Annotated in this window: 15 protein-coding genes; all 15 read right to left on the bottom strand. The window is 31.6% G+C overall.

Going from position 1 to position 15,983, the window contains the following annotated elements; genetic code table 11:
* Nucleotides 1–10: 10 nt before the first annotated feature.
* Complete coding sequence (locus tag A8975_RS05705) at nt 11–757, bottom strand: aldo/keto reductase (protein WP_129760121.1); 747 nt, start codon at nt 755–757, stop codon at nt 11–13.
* The gene (locus A8975_RS05700; protein WP_166667449.1) at nt 757–1,533 is read right to left on the bottom strand and encodes a TauD/TfdA family dioxygenase; all 777 of its coding nucleotides are present in this window, start codon (nt 1,531–1,533) and stop codon (nt 757–759) included. The genes A8975_RS05705 and A8975_RS05700 overlap by 1 nt, the downstream gene beginning before the upstream one ends.
* Nucleotides 1,534–1,537: 4 nt before the next feature.
* Entirely contained in the window at nt 1,538–2,149 is a 612-nt protein-coding gene (locus tag A8975_RS05695; RefSeq protein ID WP_134199381.1) for a sugar transferase, read from the bottom strand.
* 2 nt (nt 2,150–2,151) lie between these two features.
* Complete coding sequence (locus A8975_RS05690) at nt 2,152–3,303, bottom strand: glycosyltransferase family 4 protein (protein ID WP_243832953.1); 1,152 nt, start codon at nt 3,301–3,303, stop codon at nt 2,152–2,154.
* A gap of 31 nt (nt 3,304–3,334) precedes the next feature.
* Nucleotides 3,335–4,210, bottom strand: a complete 876-nt coding sequence (locus A8975_RS05685) for a cupin-like domain-containing protein (RefSeq protein WP_129760119.1) — start codon at nt 4,208–4,210, stop codon at nt 3,335–3,337.
* A 151-nt stretch (nt 4,211–4,361) separates the two neighbouring features.
* The gene (gene asnB / locus A8975_RS05680) at nt 4,362–6,263 is read right to left on the bottom strand and encodes an asparagine synthase (glutamine-hydrolyzing) (RefSeq protein ID WP_129760118.1); all 1,902 of its coding nucleotides are present in this window, start codon (nt 6,261–6,263) and stop codon (nt 4,362–4,364) included.
* Nucleotides 6,264–6,268: 5 nt separating this feature from the next.
* A complete protein-coding gene (locus tag A8975_RS05675; protein ID WP_165353681.1) occupies nt 6,269–7,426 on the bottom strand; it encodes a glycosyltransferase in 1,158 nt (385 codons plus the stop codon).
* 1 nt (nt 7,427) lies between these two features.
* Complete coding sequence (locus A8975_RS05670; RefSeq protein ID WP_134199009.1) at nt 7,428–8,675, bottom strand: glycosyltransferase; 1,248 nt, start codon at nt 8,673–8,675, stop codon at nt 7,428–7,430.
* 10 nt (nt 8,676–8,685) lie between these two features.
* Nucleotides 8,686–9,819, bottom strand: coding sequence for a non-hydrolyzing UDP-N-acetylglucosamine 2-epimerase (gene wecB, locus A8975_RS05665; RefSeq protein ID WP_134199008.1), 1,134 nt, complete (start codon nt 9,817–9,819; stop codon nt 8,686–8,688).
* A 3-nt stretch (nt 9,820–9,822) separates the two neighbouring features.
* Nucleotides 9,823–10,956, bottom strand: coding sequence for an NAD-dependent epimerase/dehydratase family protein (locus A8975_RS05660; RefSeq protein ID WP_134199007.1), 1,134 nt, complete (start codon nt 10,954–10,956; stop codon nt 9,823–9,825).
* A 4-nt stretch (nt 10,957–10,960) separates the two neighbouring features.
* Nucleotides 10,961–11,392, bottom strand: a complete 432-nt coding sequence (locus A8975_RS05655) for a WxcM-like domain-containing protein (protein WP_134199006.1) — start codon at nt 11,390–11,392, stop codon at nt 10,961–10,963.
* Complete coding sequence (locus tag A8975_RS05650; protein WP_134199005.1) at nt 11,382–12,395, bottom strand: polysaccharide biosynthesis protein; 1,014 nt, start codon at nt 12,393–12,395, stop codon at nt 11,382–11,384. The genes A8975_RS05655 and A8975_RS05650 overlap by 11 nt, the downstream gene beginning before the upstream one ends.
* Entirely contained in the window at nt 12,388–13,620 is a 1,233-nt protein-coding gene (locus A8975_RS05645; protein WP_134199004.1) for a lipopolysaccharide biosynthesis protein, read from the bottom strand. Before A8975_RS05645 ends, A8975_RS05650 begins: the two co-directional genes overlap by 8 nt.
* The gene (locus tag A8975_RS05640; RefSeq protein WP_134199003.1) at nt 13,607–14,794 is read right to left on the bottom strand and encodes a hypothetical protein; all 1,188 of its coding nucleotides are present in this window, start codon (nt 14,792–14,794) and stop codon (nt 13,607–13,609) included. The genes A8975_RS05645 and A8975_RS05640 overlap by 14 nt, the downstream gene beginning before the upstream one ends.
* Nucleotides 14,795–14,911: 117 nt before the next feature.
* The gene (locus A8975_RS05635; protein ID WP_134199002.1) at nt 14,912–15,646 is read right to left on the bottom strand and encodes a hypothetical protein; all 735 of its coding nucleotides are present in this window, start codon (nt 15,644–15,646) and stop codon (nt 14,912–14,914) included.
* Nucleotides 15,647–15,983 lie beyond the last annotated feature (337 nt).

Below are 15,983 nucleotides of genomic sequence, written 5' to 3'. Positions count from 1 at the left end.
CTAAAATCGATTAAGACTTTTTTAAATAGTTTTTATACTGACTTAGTTGTTGTATAGTGTTTATGCTTATTATAGAGGTTTTTACGCTTTTGTGTTTATACACATAATCTAAACAATCACTAATTATGCTTTCAGAGGAGTTAGAAGAATCATTAAAAAGTTTTCCTGCAAAAAATGGTCTTATGGCTATAAAAGATACTGAATTTGCAAAGTGGGAATAATCAGTTTCAGATTTATTGAGATAAGAAATAATTCCATCAACAGATTTTAGTTTTATGACCTCATGTGCAAAGTTTACAGAGTAGGGGAAAGCAAACACGTGTTTGATTTTGCCTTTTTCTTTTAAGCTTGATAAACTTGCCTCTATGGTTTCTTTTTGATGGAGTAGAACTGATAGTCTGTCGTTGTCATTAATAGGTTCTGATCTTACTAGCCATTGCAAAACATCAATACAGTCGACTTTTAAATGTTTCAACTCATTATCAATAAGTTTTTCTAGCTTTTCAGCTGAAAATTTTGACTCTCCAAAATGAGGAGAAGATAATTTAACAATGTGTTTAATATGAGGTTTGCAACTGCTTTTATTTAAGGCGTTTGCGTATAAATAATAAGAATTATATTCAAATGAAGAATGGTGAGTATTAATGCCTAAATTAAAACTCTCTTCAATAAGTTTCACTGTTTCCTTGATACTTAGGTTTTTATCAAAGAAACGCATTGTTCCTAAAGTGATTTTCCCTAGATTTAAAGTATTCATTATCCTACCCACTTAAAGCCGGTTTTCCAGATATAGCGATCGTTGGTTTTTTTTGCATCATAAGATGTACGACCATGTAATACATATTGGTCCCACCATAAAACAGATTCTCCAGGATTAAGATATACCCTTTCTACTAAATGTGAGTGTGCTATGTATTCTTGTAAAAATGTAAAAAACTCTTTATTAAGCTTTTTATTTTCTTCGGTTTCATTTGGGTCAATACAATAGTAATTAAAGTTTAAGGTAATATTACCATTGTCTTGAATGTCTATAATTTTCTCGGTTCGTGATTCATCTGCTTTTCTGTAGCATATAGATTTTGATGTTAAGTCATCCAACATAATTGGCGCATTTTTTTTCATATAATCTACAAGAACTTGTCCATCAATAAAAGTTGTGGCTCCACCAGCAGGTGCTTTATTTACGCAGTAAAATAGCATTATATCAGCAGGATTTGTTAGGTAAGACTCATCAGTATGTAAAGGCTGCGCATTTTTACTGTGCCTGTATGCAGCAAGATCAGGAATGTCGTCATCATATCTAATTTCTAACCAACGTTCACCAGTTAAAACGCCTCCTTTTGTAAAATCTTCACCACCATTTACTACAGGACCTAAATAATCTACAAGCTTATCGTAGAAAAGACGCAAATCACCTAAATACCACTCAGGAGTAACTTTAAGTACTTTTGTATTTTTTAGAGCTTCTTTTATCATTTCAGCACTTTCAACTGGGTCGTTAGTGCGTAAGTTTAGATTGTTGTAGAAATTCATATCTTTAGTTTTTACCATTAAATTTTTCGGCAGTTACTTCTAAATTACCATCCTGATTTACATCTAACGTGCTGAAAATCTTAATCAAAGTTAAAAAAAGTATTTTAATATCTAGCTTAAAACTTAGGTTGTTTATATACCAAATATCTAAGTCAAATTTTTTATTAAATGTTAAGTTGTTTCTACCATTTATTTGCGCCCAACCTGTTATTCCTGGTTTTACATTTAAACGTTGTATTTGATGGTCATTGTAAATTGATAGGTATTCAGCAAGCATAGGTCTTGGACCAATAAGGCTCATGTCACCTTTTATTATGTTTATTAGTTGCGGTATTTCGTCTAAAGAAGTGTTTCTAACAAAGTTTCCAATTTTCGTTAGTCTTTGCTTATCTGGAAGTAAATTTCCATTTGCATCCTTTTTGTCGTTCATGGTTTTAAACTTTATTATCTTAAAAACGGTTTTGTTTTTTCCACCACGTTCTTGAATGAAAAAGGGCTTACCTTTATTAGCTATAGCTAATAGTAGAGTTGTTAATATGAAAATAGGAAATATAACTATTAACCCAAGTATAGCGCTTAGCTTGTCGAGTAATGGTTTGAAAAAATGTTGATATATCTTCATTTTTCCAGTGTTTTATAAAGAGATAGTAGTTCTTTCCAAACAATATCTTGACTATATAAATCTATTATTATATTTCTAGATGCACGAGACATTTCTTTTAATTTTTGAGGGTTATTTAAACAAAATGTCATAGCGCTTTTTAGTGATTTAGTGTCTTTTGGAGTAATTATTAATCCATTTAGACCATCTTTTATTATCTCATTGCAGCCATTTATGTTTGTAACTATACAAGGTAATTCCATTGCGCTAGCTTGTAATACTACATTTGGCAAGCCCTCTCTATAGCTAGGAAATACAAGAGTATTGGAAATGGCTAGAAATGGTCTTATGTCTTTTTGCATACCAACATCTAAAATGTTTATATTTTCTTTAATACGAGATTCTGATACAGAAGATATTGGATCTAAATGTTCTTCTTTTGGACCCACTAGTAACAACTTACACACTTTGTTTTTTGTTTGTATCGAATCAAAAGCGCTAACAAGTTCATTAATTCCTTTATCGCCCACAATACGACCAACAAAAATGAAAATAAAATCATTTGGTTGAATACCGAGTTCCAGTTTTAGTTTTTCTTTTTGTGATTCAGATATTGTCTCAGGATTGAAGTGCTCAACATTAATGCCATTAGAGCTTCCATTACCTATAACCTTTAATTTAGATTGATTTGTGAATTTCAAATCAATAATAATTTGTTTTAACCCAAAAGAGTTAGGTAATACTAAAGTGGAGCATTTGTAGGTTGTTTTTTCAACAATATCTAATAATTTTCTTTTTAAGCCTTTACTTTCTAATAATGGCAATCCAGCTACAGTGTGCAAACGATGTGGTACTTTGGCTAATTTGGCAGCAAGCATACCGGTTATACCAGCTTTTGGAGTATGTGTGTGAACAATAAATGGTTTTTCTCGTCTAAACAATCGGTAAAGGTGGTAAGTCGCAATTAAATCTTTAAAAGGTGTAATTTTTCTGGTTAACTCTATTGGGTATGCTTGAATGCCTTCTTTTTTAGAAACTTCCTTAAGTTTACCATTGTCACTACTTGATACAGCTATAACGTCATAATGCTTACTCATGAAGTTTAATTGCCCCTTGAGAAGTGTGCCTATTGCTCCAGGTATAGTTGTAATTCTTATAAGTTTTTTCAATGGTGCTGGTTCATGTTTATGACTAAAGGTATTAATTAGATTTTTTTAATTTTTGGTATGTTCTTACATGGTCTTTTCCAAATAGTCCTAAATGGTATAATTTTCGTTTTATAAATTCATTAGTTTTCATTCTTATATTATCTACAAACGAAAACCCAAAATTATTTGTGCTTATTGATACTTCAGTTCCATATACACAGTGCCACCACCTTTTGGGTACAAACAGCATTTGTTTTTCACTAAGAACAACATATTGAACAGTTGCATTTTTTTGAAAAAGAGAAAATTTATTTGAATCGAAATCTTCCATGTCAATTGAACTTAACTCAGACCCAGGTTCATATCGTTTGTTTCTATACATAAACTTACTTTCTTTAGGGCTGACAAGAAAAACGACTTTTTGACCTTTTATTTGCGCTAAAATGTTATTTGCTAATCTATCATTATGCCAACCAGTAATTGTTCCTTTAGGTCCAATCCATATAGCATTGTAATCTCTAACAGTATGATTTGACACCAATGAAAAATCTATATCTTGTTTTAGTTCAGGGAATAGTTTTAAAATAGGAATGTCCATTAGATATTTAACGCGTTCTCCTGTTTCTTTCGATTTTTCAATTTGTTCAATAAAATCCACAAACTTACCATGTTCCCAACGAGCATCTTTTTGGAAATTATTTCCTTTAGCCATGTAAGTGTCTTTGTTAGCTCCAATTTTTTTAAAGAAATCTAAACTCCATTTATTACTTGCATCCCAATCCTTAACCATATCAGTTATAACAACAGGTTTGTTTTTTTTTAAATAATTTTTGTAAAAATCATCATGACTTATCTTTTCAATTGATTCAATTTCCTTTAATGGATTATCAACGTAACTTTGTATTCTATTTAATAAATCTTTAGGCATGATTAACGAAATTTTTTCTTAAAATTAAGAATTTGTTTGTTTAAATAAATAATTTTATTCTTACTTTTTTATAATAGGTTATTATTAAGTAATTGTAAGATATTGAAATGGTTAAGTGTTTTTTATTGCTTTTGAAAACTAATTAGTTATCTTAATTATTCAAAATGTTGTATCTATACCATTTTTGAAAACAAAAGAAAGCCCAAACTTTGAAAGTGTTATCTCTTTTTCCTGTTAAATGATTTTGTATTAATGAAATAGTTTGCTGTACATTGAATATATCTTGTTGTTTCAGAAAGCTAGGTTCTATATAGCTTTCAAGTTCTTTTTTCATCCCTTTTCTAAGCCAATCTCCAATGGGAACACCAAAGCCTTGTTTGGATTTTTCTAAGAAATTTTCTGGAAAGTCTTCTTTAAAAGCAGCCTTTAAAATATGTTTTTTGCTCCATTTATTAAGTAGATAATCTTCAGGTAAATTCATTGTAAAATCAAATAAATTTTTGTTTAAAAAAGGGGATCTACATTCTAAAGAATTAAGCATACTTGTTCTATCAACTTTAACTAGCATGTCTCCTTCGAGGCTAATGTGTTTATCAATCACCCTAAAATCACTTAGTGTTTTTGGGGTTGATATGTTTGTTTTATTCTTATAATAATTAAAAATAGTTAAATCTTGGTATTTTGGGTTTAGTAGAGAACCTATGTCATTTTCATTAAGCCCCAATGAAATCATATTCCAATAAAAATCTCCACTATAATCAATAACATTTAACATTTTGTTTAACTTGTATTTAAAACCTCTATTATCGTCTTTTCGATTAAGTGCCATTGAAGAGTATTTATTTATTGTTTTATGAGCAAATTTAGGCATTAAGCCTGTGTATTTATTGTTGATTCTTCCTATATAGTACTTGTTGTAGCCTCCAAAAACCTCGTCTCCGCCATCACCAGTTAATGCTACTTTTACATGTGATTTAGTTTTATTTGCAACCAAGTATGTAGGTAATGCGGATGAATCAGCAAATGGTTCGTCAAAGTTTAAAACAATTTCGCTAATATTGTTTTTTAAATCAGTTTCATCGATAATGAACTCATGATGGTTGCTGTTGATAATCTTAGCTACTATTCTTGATTTGTCGGTTTCATCATATGACGCTTTTTCAAAACCTATTGAAAAGGTGTCTATTTTAGTATTGCTAATTTTTGAAAGGCAAAAGGAAATAACTGAAGAATCTACACCACCAGATAAAAATGTACCAAGTGGTACATCTGATATTGAACGTGTTTCTACACTTTTACAAACCATATCCTTTACTAATTTTTTTGCATCATCAAATGATAACGTAGATGTTTTATGGTTATGGTTTTGATGAATGGTTTTAATAGTGAAACTAAAAGTTTTTAAATCGTACTCTATGTAACTGTTGGGTTCTAATTTATGAATACCGTCATAAATAGTGTATGGGGCAGGTATATAAGTTAATCTAAAAAATAAGTTTAACCCTGCTTTTGATATTTCAGGCTTATTAGGTATGATATTAATAATAGATTTAAGCTCTGAAGCCCAAAAAAATTGATTAGATGTATTGGTGTAATAGAGTGGTTTTTCACCAAAAAAGTCTCTAGCTATAAAAACTTTGTTTTTGGTGTAATCATATATACTGAAACCAAACATACCATCTAGTTTGCTAAAGCAATCAGCACCATATGTTTCATAAAGTTTTAAAATAACTTCGGTGTCGCTAGTGGTTTTGAATGTTGTTCCTTTTAATTCTAATTCATTACGAAGTGTTTTAAAGTTATAGATTTCACCATTAAATACAATGGCTATGTTTTTATCTTTAGAAAACATAGGTTGATTGCCTGTGTTTAAATCAATAATGGAAAGCCTTCGCATTGCCATTCCAATTGTGTAGTTTTTAGAATTATTGGTGAAAACACCTTCAGCATCAGGGCCACGATGTATTATTAAATGATTCATTACAGAAAGTTGTTGCTTAACAAATGAATCATCAGTTTTATTTTTAAGAATTATACCATTAATTCCACACATAGTGTTTAGTTATTTATTAAGTTTTTAACCTGACCATATATTTTAGACATGCTATAGTACTTTGCTCTTTCAAAAGCCAGATTACTATAGCGTTTGCGTTCATCGGGATTTCTTTTTAAATAAATAAGTGCTTTGTGTAGAGCTACTTTATCGTTTACATTGATTAAAATACCGTATTTAGCCTTAAAAAAATCACCAGCACCAATAGAGATATGTTCATTGTCATTAAGCATTTCTAAAGGACCAGACATACAATTGGTTGATATTGATGGCAACCCAACTGATAATGCTTCTAAAAGAGCATTAGGAAAACCTTCGGTATTTGAAGATAAAACAAAACAGTCGTTTCGCAGTAGATGAGATTTAACATCACGAACTTTTCCTTCTAAAATTAGAAAACCTTCTATATTTAGCTTTTTAGACTTAAGGCGTAAATCTTCCATTAATTCACCATCACCCAAAATGGTTAATTTGAATTCTCCTGGGCTCGACAAAGCCATAGCTTTAAGTATAAGGGTTTGGTTTTTTGTGTTATAGACTGTACCTGAATTTATAATGTTTAAGCTTTTGTTGAAAACTAAATCTCTTAAGTTTATCCTTTTATTTTCATTGACATCAATAGGGTTGTAAATTACCTCCATTGGTATTTTAATACCAAAATTTTCCTTTAGGTCAAGATTGATATGAATTGAATTTGAAAATAGTACATCGGCTTTATTGTAATACATAGGATAAAAAGTCTTTGCTATTTTCATCGCAAAACCGTTGTTTTCATACATTTTTGAAGGGTAACAACGTTCACTTATAATAATTTTAGGTTGGTGTTTTAACCTTGAACTTACCATTGTGTTAATAATATTAGGCAATGCCAGAAAAGACATAATTACATCAAATTTTTTTTGTTTTGCCAATGTGCGGTATTGACGAATAAACTTTGCTATACTTTTTAATATTGAGAAAAGGGATTTGTTAGATAGACTATTTCGCTCTCCCAAACAAATTATATCTATGTTGTTTGGAACTTGGTATTCAATGTTATTGGAAAGTAGTATTAATGTCACTTCATAATCCTTGATTAAAAACTTTGTTAGCAGACTTATAACGCGTTCTGCACCACCCGTATCTAAACTAATCGCCAATATGCAAACTTTCTTTTTCTTCATTTTAATTTTGATGATTACACCTGCTGTTTTTTTTGTTTTCTTGGAGACTTTTAAAATTAAAAAAAAACGTATGAAAACTATCATGAAAATTCCTAAAGTAGAAATGTTGTCTTGAAGTTTCTGTCGCACGTTGTTGAATATCCTCGTGCATTTCATCATAATTCTCTATGATAAACGCTAATTTCTCGTACATTTTATCGTTATCATCGGTTGGCACAATAAATCCGTTGACACCATCCTTAATGAAGTGTTTATTGTCACTTACATCGGTGACCAATACTGGTTTTGCATGATCTAAGTAATCTGACAATTTTGTCGAAAATCCATAATTGTTCTGTGGTGTATATCCTCTTGGGATGACTAACAGTTGCTGCTGACTCAAAAACGTAGACAAATTCTTGGCATCAAGGTTTCCATAATAATTTGTGATAGTCTTGATGTTTAGTGTTTCAGCAAGCTTGTCAAATAATTCCGTTTGATGCGCTTTTTTTATTGGTCCGCAAAGGTTCAAGGTAAATTTATATCCAGATTTATGCAATCGTCCCAAAACCTGAAAGAAGTTATTCAGATTTTCCTTTATAGGGTGGATGCTTCCTGAAAATCCAATATTAAAACTTTCAGCATTACTATAGGTCTCATTAGTGAATTCCTTTTCTAAATTCGGATTGGTTAGAATCGGAATTCTTATAGTCGTTGAGTTAAAACGCTTTCCGTAGGTTTCAATAGCGGTCGAGATACAGATGAGACCATCATAAAACCTCAAAAGTCCTTCCATTGCTGAAAAGGTTGTTTTGTAAATGAGTTTTTTTACCGAATACATTGGACGAGCTAAACTCATCGGTTCATGGAAGGTCGATGTGTATTTCCTGATTTCATTGAGTTCATAAAACACCGTACACTTTTTTAAGAATTTTAGATAATACATCGCAATAATCTCTAAATAGACCAATGGAGAAGGGTAGAAAAGATACGTTTGCTGTTGTGTCGCCTTTTTGGAAAACTGGTATAAATTCTTAATGAAGGTATAGGTTCCTGAAAAACTAGAAGTTAAAGTGTTGTTGTCTAAAATGAAAACATTTGGATAAATTTCCTTAAACGCCTGTTCATTAATAGCCGATGTGCTACATGACACTAAATACACAGAAGTGTTTGTATTTGCAATGGCTTGCGCATAATACTTCATACGAGTGACACCAGCATTTTTGACCGAAAAATCGAAATTACTATATATAAAAACGCCTTTTTTCAATGTCTTTTCTTTATTTAGACCAGACTACGCGATTGACATAATCGATATAGGAAATAATGATGCGAACGACTTTTTCACTCACGTTAGGCATACTGTAATCTGCAACAAGCCTGAAATTTCGATTTGGATTTCTATCCTGTACTTTTAAAGCCGCCAAGCCTTGTAAGATGCGTTCCGCCTTTAAGCCAACCATCATAACTGAAGCCTCTTCCATTGCTTCAGGTCGCTCATGTGCTTCCCTAATGTTAAGGGCTGGAAAGTTTAAGATAGAGGATTCCTCAGAAATGGTGCCACTATCTGATAACACTGCAAAGGCATTCCGTTGTAAAGCATTATAGTCACTAAACCCTAAAGGCTTCATGAATTTAACCTCATCACGAACCTTAACCGATTTGGCATTGATCATATTGCGTGTTCGTGGATGGGTAGATACGATTATCGGAAATTTATAAGTATCAGCAATGGTGTTTAAGCTTTCTATAAGCGAAGCGAAATTAACATCACTACTGATATTTTCCTCTCGATGTGCAGATACGACGAAATATTTGCCATCCTCTAATCCCAATCGCTCCAAAACATCTGAGTTTTCAATTTTATCGAGATATTTCTGGAGGACTTCAAACATCGGACTGCCAGTTTTGATGACACGGTCAGCAGGAAGCCCTTCACGTAGCAAATATTCCCTTGCGATATCACTATAAGTCAAATTGATATCTGCCAAATGATCCACAATGCGTCGATTGGTTTCTTCAGGGACGCGTTGGTCGAAGCATCTGTTTCCGGCTTCCATGTGAAAGACAGGAATTTTACGTTTTTTTGCCGTGATTGCTGCCAAACAGCTATTGGTATCGCCTAACACCAAAAAGGCGTCAGGTTGCTCATCTTCAAGAATAGGATCGATATTAATTAAAATCTGACCTATGGTTTCAGTGGCAGATACTTTGGCTGCATTCAGAAAATGGTCTGGTTTACGCAATCCAAGGTCGTCAAAGAATATTTCATTAAGTTCGTAATCATAGTTCTGACCTGTATGCACTAACACATGATCAATGGCTTCGTTAATATCGAGCGCAAGAATAACGCAAGACAGTCTAATAATTTCTGGTCGTGTTCCGACAACCGTCATAATTTTTAATTTCTTCATGACTTATACATTTTCAAAATAAGTATCTGCATCTTCTGGATTGTACGGTTCGTTGATCCAGAATAAAGTGACTAGTTCGGTATCTCCTATATTTTTGATGTTGTGTGTATACCAAATCGGCATATCGACGTATGCTGGTTTGTTTCCGTCCAAATAATAATCGATCACATCTTCTGTTCCAATGCGTCGCAATTGAATTAGTGCCTTACCACTGATTACTGCAAAACGTTCTGCTTTTCTTGTATGAAAATGATTCCCCCTTGTAATTCCTGGAACTGTTGTGGAAAACGAAAATTGTCCGCTGGTATTGGTACGAGCAATCTCAACAAAACTTCCTCTAGGATCGGTATGCTTTTGGAACTTAACAGGATAATGCTCTTGAGGAACATAACATCTAAACGTATTGAAAAGGGCTTTTTCAAAAGAATCTTCTAGTGACGGAAATACACCTTTGCCCAAGTAATTATCCTTATATGAAACCAGAAGGTTTAAAATATTGGAAACCTTTCGTGAAGTCGTATGCGGAACATGATATTCATAGCACGAGGTATTGAACTCTGAAGTTTCAATATCGCCTTTAATGACCGCTATAAACGTTGCTACCAATTCGTTGACATAAATTAAGTTGACTTCAGAATCGACGTGAACTTCAGGTGTTTCACCATGAGTTAATTTATGACAAAAGGTCGCAATAAAGGAGTTGTAATTTGGTTTTCCAAAAGGACCAAAAACATTTGGAATGGTCAGTGATGTTATTTTTCCATCAGAATTCACTGCCCATGTTTCCAAAATGGCTTTTCCTTCCTTTTTAGACTTTCCGTAGAGATTATCCTTAAGCTCTTGAGTCGAGGAGGAGAACAGAATATGCGGATGTGATTGTGTGCGCTCACACGCTGATACAAGCTTAGACACAAGATCAACATTGGTGTCATAAATAACTTGAGGGTCGTAATGACGATTCATGGCTGCTAAATGTATAATAACATTGCAAGTAGACACAAAGCCATCTAAAAGCGCATCCTTTTGAAAAAAGTTTCTGTCAAAAGGTACTAATTGAATCGTCTCATCAAGACTAAGCGTAGTGTAAAGATGGTTCCCAATAAATCCAGCTTGACCTGTGATTCCAATACTTATCATAATGTTACCAGTTTTTTATCCATTTATTTGTGTCGTACCTATAATCGTCTTGTTTTGAAGCATCCAGACCAAAATTTGAAAACACCATGAGCTTTGAATTCTCAGATATTGCCTTAAATCCATTCGCATAGCCACCAGGTATGAACAACACCTCTGGATGTGATGCGTTGAGCTCAAATGAATTGACTGTCAAATCCTCAGAAGGGTTGTCAAAATCGTCAATCTTCACCACATTTACTTTAAAGGATCCTTTAGTACAATAGAACCATTTGCATTCTTCTTTGTGAGCTTGCCAAGCTCTAATGATTGATGTATCCTTAGGGCTGATTTCATACAAACGCACAACTGATTCCATGGAAAAATCATTCACAAAATGTACGGTTCCTCTATCATCAGTAAAATTGTTTCCTTTTATAAGTCCCATATTAGATGTCATTTAAGCTATCTTTAATAAAGTTAAGATTCAAAAGCGTTTGCTTTAAACCATCTTCGGTTAATTGTGTGGTATTATGCGAATGATAATCCTCAATACCGCTAATATCTGTTTCCCCTTCAGAGAAGTAACGGTTATAATTTAGGTCACGATTATCTGCTGGAATTCTATAGAAATCACCCATATCCTCAGCTTTGAGCATTTCCTCTCGAGTACACAAGGTTTCATATAGTTTTTCACCATGACGTGTACCAATAATCTTAATATCATTTTGAGCATTAAAAATATCCTTTATTGATTTAGCTAAATCACCTATGGTACTTGCTGGCGCCTTATTAACGAAGAGGTCACCTTGATTTCCGTTGGTAAACGCAAACAGTACTAAATTGACTGCATCTTCCAAGGACATTAAAAAACGTGTCATATTAGGGTCAGTGACCGTTAAAGGCAAGCCACTTTTAATTTGTTTAACAAACAATGGAATTACAGAACCTCTTGAAGCCATGACATTTCCATAGCGCGTAAGGCAAACTGTTGTAGTGTCATCTGAAATATTTCTTGATGCCGCTATAGCTACCTTTTCCATTAAGGCTTTACTAATTCCCATAGCATTTATTGGATAAGCTGCTTTGTCAGTACTTAAGCAGATTACCTTTTCAACTTTGTTCTTTATAGCAGCGTCGATTGTGTTTTGTGTACCAAACACATTGGTCTTAGCTGCTTCAATTGGAAAGAACTCACATGAAGGTACTTGTTTTAGAGCTGCAGCATGAAATACATAGTCTATATCATTCATAGCACGATCAATGCTATTAAAATCCCTTACATCACCAATATAGAATTTCACTTTGTCATTTTGAAGTCGATTGCGCATATCATCTTGCTTCTTTTCATCTCGACTGAAAATTCGGATTTCTTTAATATCTGTATCAAGAAAACGATTTAAAACGGCATTACCGAATGAACCTGTTCCACCAGTAATTAATAATGTTTTTCCTTCAAACATCTTTATTTGTTTTAATGAATTTAGTATAATAATAATACATCATAAAAAGATAAGTAGCACTTGCTAATACATTGGTAATTATGGCTCCAGTTACAGCAAAATACTTTACTAAAATTGTATAGCCCAAAACATTTACAACTCCTACAACGAATGCTGAGTTTCTTAATAATTTCCCTTTTCCTTTGGCTCCTAAAAATCTATTTATCAAATCTCCAAAGCCATGTAATAAAAAACCTAAAACGACTATTTTTGAAATAGGGATTGCTGGCGAGAAATCTTCTGTGTAGAACATTAAGAATACTTTTTCTATAAATATAAAAAATAATACTACAGCAACAAGACTAGCGATTATAGAAAAAACAATGACGTTTTTAGGCATATATTTTAAACTTGCAAATTTTTTAAAAAACACGGTTCCTAAAACAGACGGTATCATTATTAAGGGGGAACAAATAGTTAGTGCCAATGTAAAGAAACCAACTTGGGTGTTGTCAATATAATATGATAGAGAAAAACCTACAATTTGAGCTGTTGCGACCCCTGCTAAACTACCATAATAAACAGGTCTTCCATTGTCTTTGTTTTCAATTGCTACATCATCTATCATACTCTTTTTTATTTTAAAATTTGGCTTTAAAACAATGATTACTCCAATTAAAAAAAGAAATTGAAGTCCATACAAAAGAAAGAATATGTCTTCAAAGTATAGAACGTTGTTTAGATTGTAGCTATATGCACAAATTAAATATAAAATAGCAGGAAGAGTGTATAATAATGAGAGTATATAAATTTTATTTAACCCTTTTAGTATTTCTTTTAATGCGATACTGCCAAGAATTGCAAAAAATAGAACAGCATATTTTCTAAAAAAATAACCTAAATTATCTGAAAACCAAATAGGCTCTAAATAAGAAAACGTAATTAATAATAAAACTCCAATAAAACCAGTGATTAATAATGCTACTACAAAAACACCTATAAGATTTTGTCTGTAAATTTTATCTTTTGCAATGGCTAACATTCTAGTTATTGAAATGAAAACGCCAATTGATACTATGCTTGCTATAAAACGAAATACAGTTTCAATAAATTTGAAATCTCCAAAAGCTTCTTTGCCTAAAACTCTTGTGTTAAAAACACTTATAGAAAAACCTAAGACAATGCCTATAAATGAAGAGCCGTATAATGCCAAAACTTTATTTAATGTGTCTCTATCTGATGTCACTCCTCAAGCTGTATTTATATAAAAGTCGTCCTTGAATAATGCAAATTATAAAAAAATAAAAATCAACTGACATTGTAGTATAGATGGCCAAACCTGCACATGCTAAAGTCCAAATAATAAGAACAAAAGTCTCAACCTTGGTTTCGTAGTCTTGATTTTTTTTTAAAAATAGTTTTAGAGGAATATAAGCTGTTAAATAAAAATAAGAGATTGCTGGTATTAATCCTGCCCACCAAATTAATTTTAGCCATTGATTGTCAAGAATATTATATTCCATTCCGTCAATATAGTATGAAGATTCAAAACCTTGTCCAACTATAATGTCAAAGAAATTTAATTGGGTTAGGAACTCTACTAGTTGATTAGACCGAGAATCTTCCAACCCTCTTTTTGCTAATAATTCATAGGAAGAACTAAAGGATTCTGTATTAAATAACATATATAAAAACAGTATTCCCACTACAACTAGTCCTATAATGTAACCTGTCTTTTTTTTTGTATGAAAAAAATCAAAAATGAGAACTAATAAATAAATTAATAAAAACGATCTAGTAACACAAATAAGAGCTGAAGCAATTCCTATAAAAAGTAGAAAGATGCTTATAATTCTTAATTTTTTGTTGTTTTTTGAAATTAAAAACACAAAAGGGGTTATCCAAACTAAATTGGTTGCAAAAATACGATATTTTGCTAGCGATTGCCCTCTGTACAAACCAATTCCATTAAAGATAAGGGTGTAAATAACAAAAAATGAAATGGTAATTGCTGAGATAACTAAGAATTTTTTAAATAAATCATACCTATAGTCATCAAAAGCGGTAAAAATTAACCCGAAGGCAAGCCATGGTCCAATCCCTTTAGCATCCATCAAACCTGTTAGGTCGTCCATTCCAGGTCCTGTTACAAGATAGTTTATTGTAATAAAGCCGAGAATTAAAAAAAATGCTATGAATATTTTGGATAAGTACTTCTTTTTGGACGCAAAAAGATTTAAAATTACTGTTAAGCAAATAAGTATAACTGAAAACGACCTGATATACTTTTCTGGTCCTAAAGATAAATCACCATAAGTAAAATTATTGTATAACCTTCCTTGTTCAAAATACACAAAAATTAAGTTTAAGCCTAAGCCCATAAAGAATAAGAACGTTATTAACTTATTTGGATTGTTCAATTAGATAAATTGGTTTTTTATTTAGTTAATTATATAGTTTGTTTTTTTTATATAGTGTATTATGCTAAGTTGTTTTTTTAGTTATTAAAACTTCATTAAAACATAGTTTGAGTTATGTTAGCTTTTTGACCTATTTCTCAAAAACACTAAACTTAAAACAGCAAAACCAACAGCGTAAAATGATTCTTTAATTTCATCAAATCCATTTGCGTAATTTAGATCAGATTTGGAAATATTAACACTATCCATGTTTACCCCAGTGATAAATACTATATAGTTTAACACAAAAAAAACACCAATCCATAATGGGACTATAGGTATACCTATATTATCAACAATCTTTTTAAACTTATTTGAGACCAAGCAAAAAAGAGGTATAGCAACACAAAACAAAAACCAAAAAATATTAAATAATCTGTTAAAGTTTAACATGTTTTCAAAAAATGACTTTTGTGTACCATCTTTCTTATAGCTTTGAAAGACCCATAAGTTGTGTAAATTGGTTTCTTTTTGAGCATTAATCTCGCTAAGCCTTTCAGGAGTATTCCATCCAAAAATACGTTGTCCCCAACTAATTTCTTCGCCAAAAGCCAAGAAAAATAAGATTCCAAGAAGTAAAAAATAAACATTTCGATTTGTTGACTTGCCAAAAAATTTAAATTGAGAACTGCTTTTTGAAAAAAATAAATAAACAAAAACAACAGATGAAATTAAAAAAGCAAAAGCCCCAATACTTTCAACAAATCCATCTTCTTCTAGAAAACGCCCAATATATTCTAGTTTTAAATTATAGGTCAAGATGTAGACCACAGGTATAATAGATAAAATCCAAAATTTCCTATTAGCTTTCATGTGATAATTTAAAAATTTCAAGCTAAGCTAGTAAAATTAAACATAATATAATTAAATCAATAGATAATAATCGATGGAAGAACTTATATCTACTATGAACTGTTTTTGTTAATGAATATAGTCTAATAACTTTATTTAAAACAATTTAAAATAGTCTATAATATGCCTATAGTTTTACTTTTTTACATTTTAACTAATAGATTGATTTTTTGTAAGAAATTACCTTTAAACGTTAAAATTATGTAGTTAGTCGACTTTTTTTACATTCTGCACGTATATTTGTTGATGCTAAAATCACTATTTCATCCTGAAAAATCTATATTTGTAAGAAAAGTAT

This window comes from Meridianimaribacter flavus (assembly GCF_004366715.1).
Lineage (GTDB): Bacteria > Bacteroidota > Bacteroidia > Flavobacteriales > Flavobacteriaceae > Gaetbulibacter_B > Gaetbulibacter_B jejuensis.
The sequence above is the reverse complement of the archived record's forward strand: the minus strand, read 5'-3'. Positions and strand labels throughout refer to the sequence as shown.

What these genes read in the sequence shown, in the direction of transcription:
- A8975_RS05655 (WP_134199006.1), bottom strand. Translation starts at nt 11,392, where the DNA reads ATGACATCTAATATGGGACTTATAAAAGGAAACAATTTTACTGATGAT.
- A8975_RS05700 (WP_166667449.1), bottom strand. Translation starts at nt 1,533, where the DNA reads ATGAATTTCTACAACAATCTAAACTTACGCACTAACGACCCAGTTGAA.
- A8975_RS05675 (WP_165353681.1), bottom strand. Translation starts at nt 7,426, where the DNA reads ATGAAGAAAAAGAAAGTTTGCATATTGGCGATTAGTTTAGATACGGGT.
- A8975_RS05705 (WP_129760121.1), bottom strand. Translation starts at nt 757, where the DNA reads ATGAATACTTTAAATCTAGGGAAAATCACTTTAGGAACAATGCGTTTC.
- asnB (WP_129760118.1), bottom strand. Translation starts at nt 6,263, where the DNA reads ATGTGTGGAATTAATGGTATAATTCTTAAAAATAAAACTGATGATTCA.
- A8975_RS05685 (WP_129760119.1), bottom strand. Translation starts at nt 4,210, where the DNA reads ATGCCTAAAGATTTATTAAATAGAATACAAAGTTACGTTGATAATCCA.
- A8975_RS05635 (WP_134199002.1), bottom strand. Translation starts at nt 15,646, where the DNA reads ATGAAAGCTAATAGGAAATTTTGGATTTTATCTATTATACCTGTGGTC.
- A8975_RS05660 (WP_134199007.1), bottom strand. Translation starts at nt 10,956, where the DNA reads ATGATAAGTATTGGAATCACAGGTCAAGCTGGATTTATTGGGAACCAT.
- wecB (WP_134199008.1), bottom strand. Translation starts at nt 9,819, where the DNA reads ATGAAGAAATTAAAAATTATGACGGTTGTCGGAACACGACCAGAAATT.
- A8975_RS05650 (WP_134199005.1), bottom strand. Translation starts at nt 12,395, where the DNA reads ATGTTTGAAGGAAAAACATTATTAATTACTGGTGGAACAGGTTCATTC.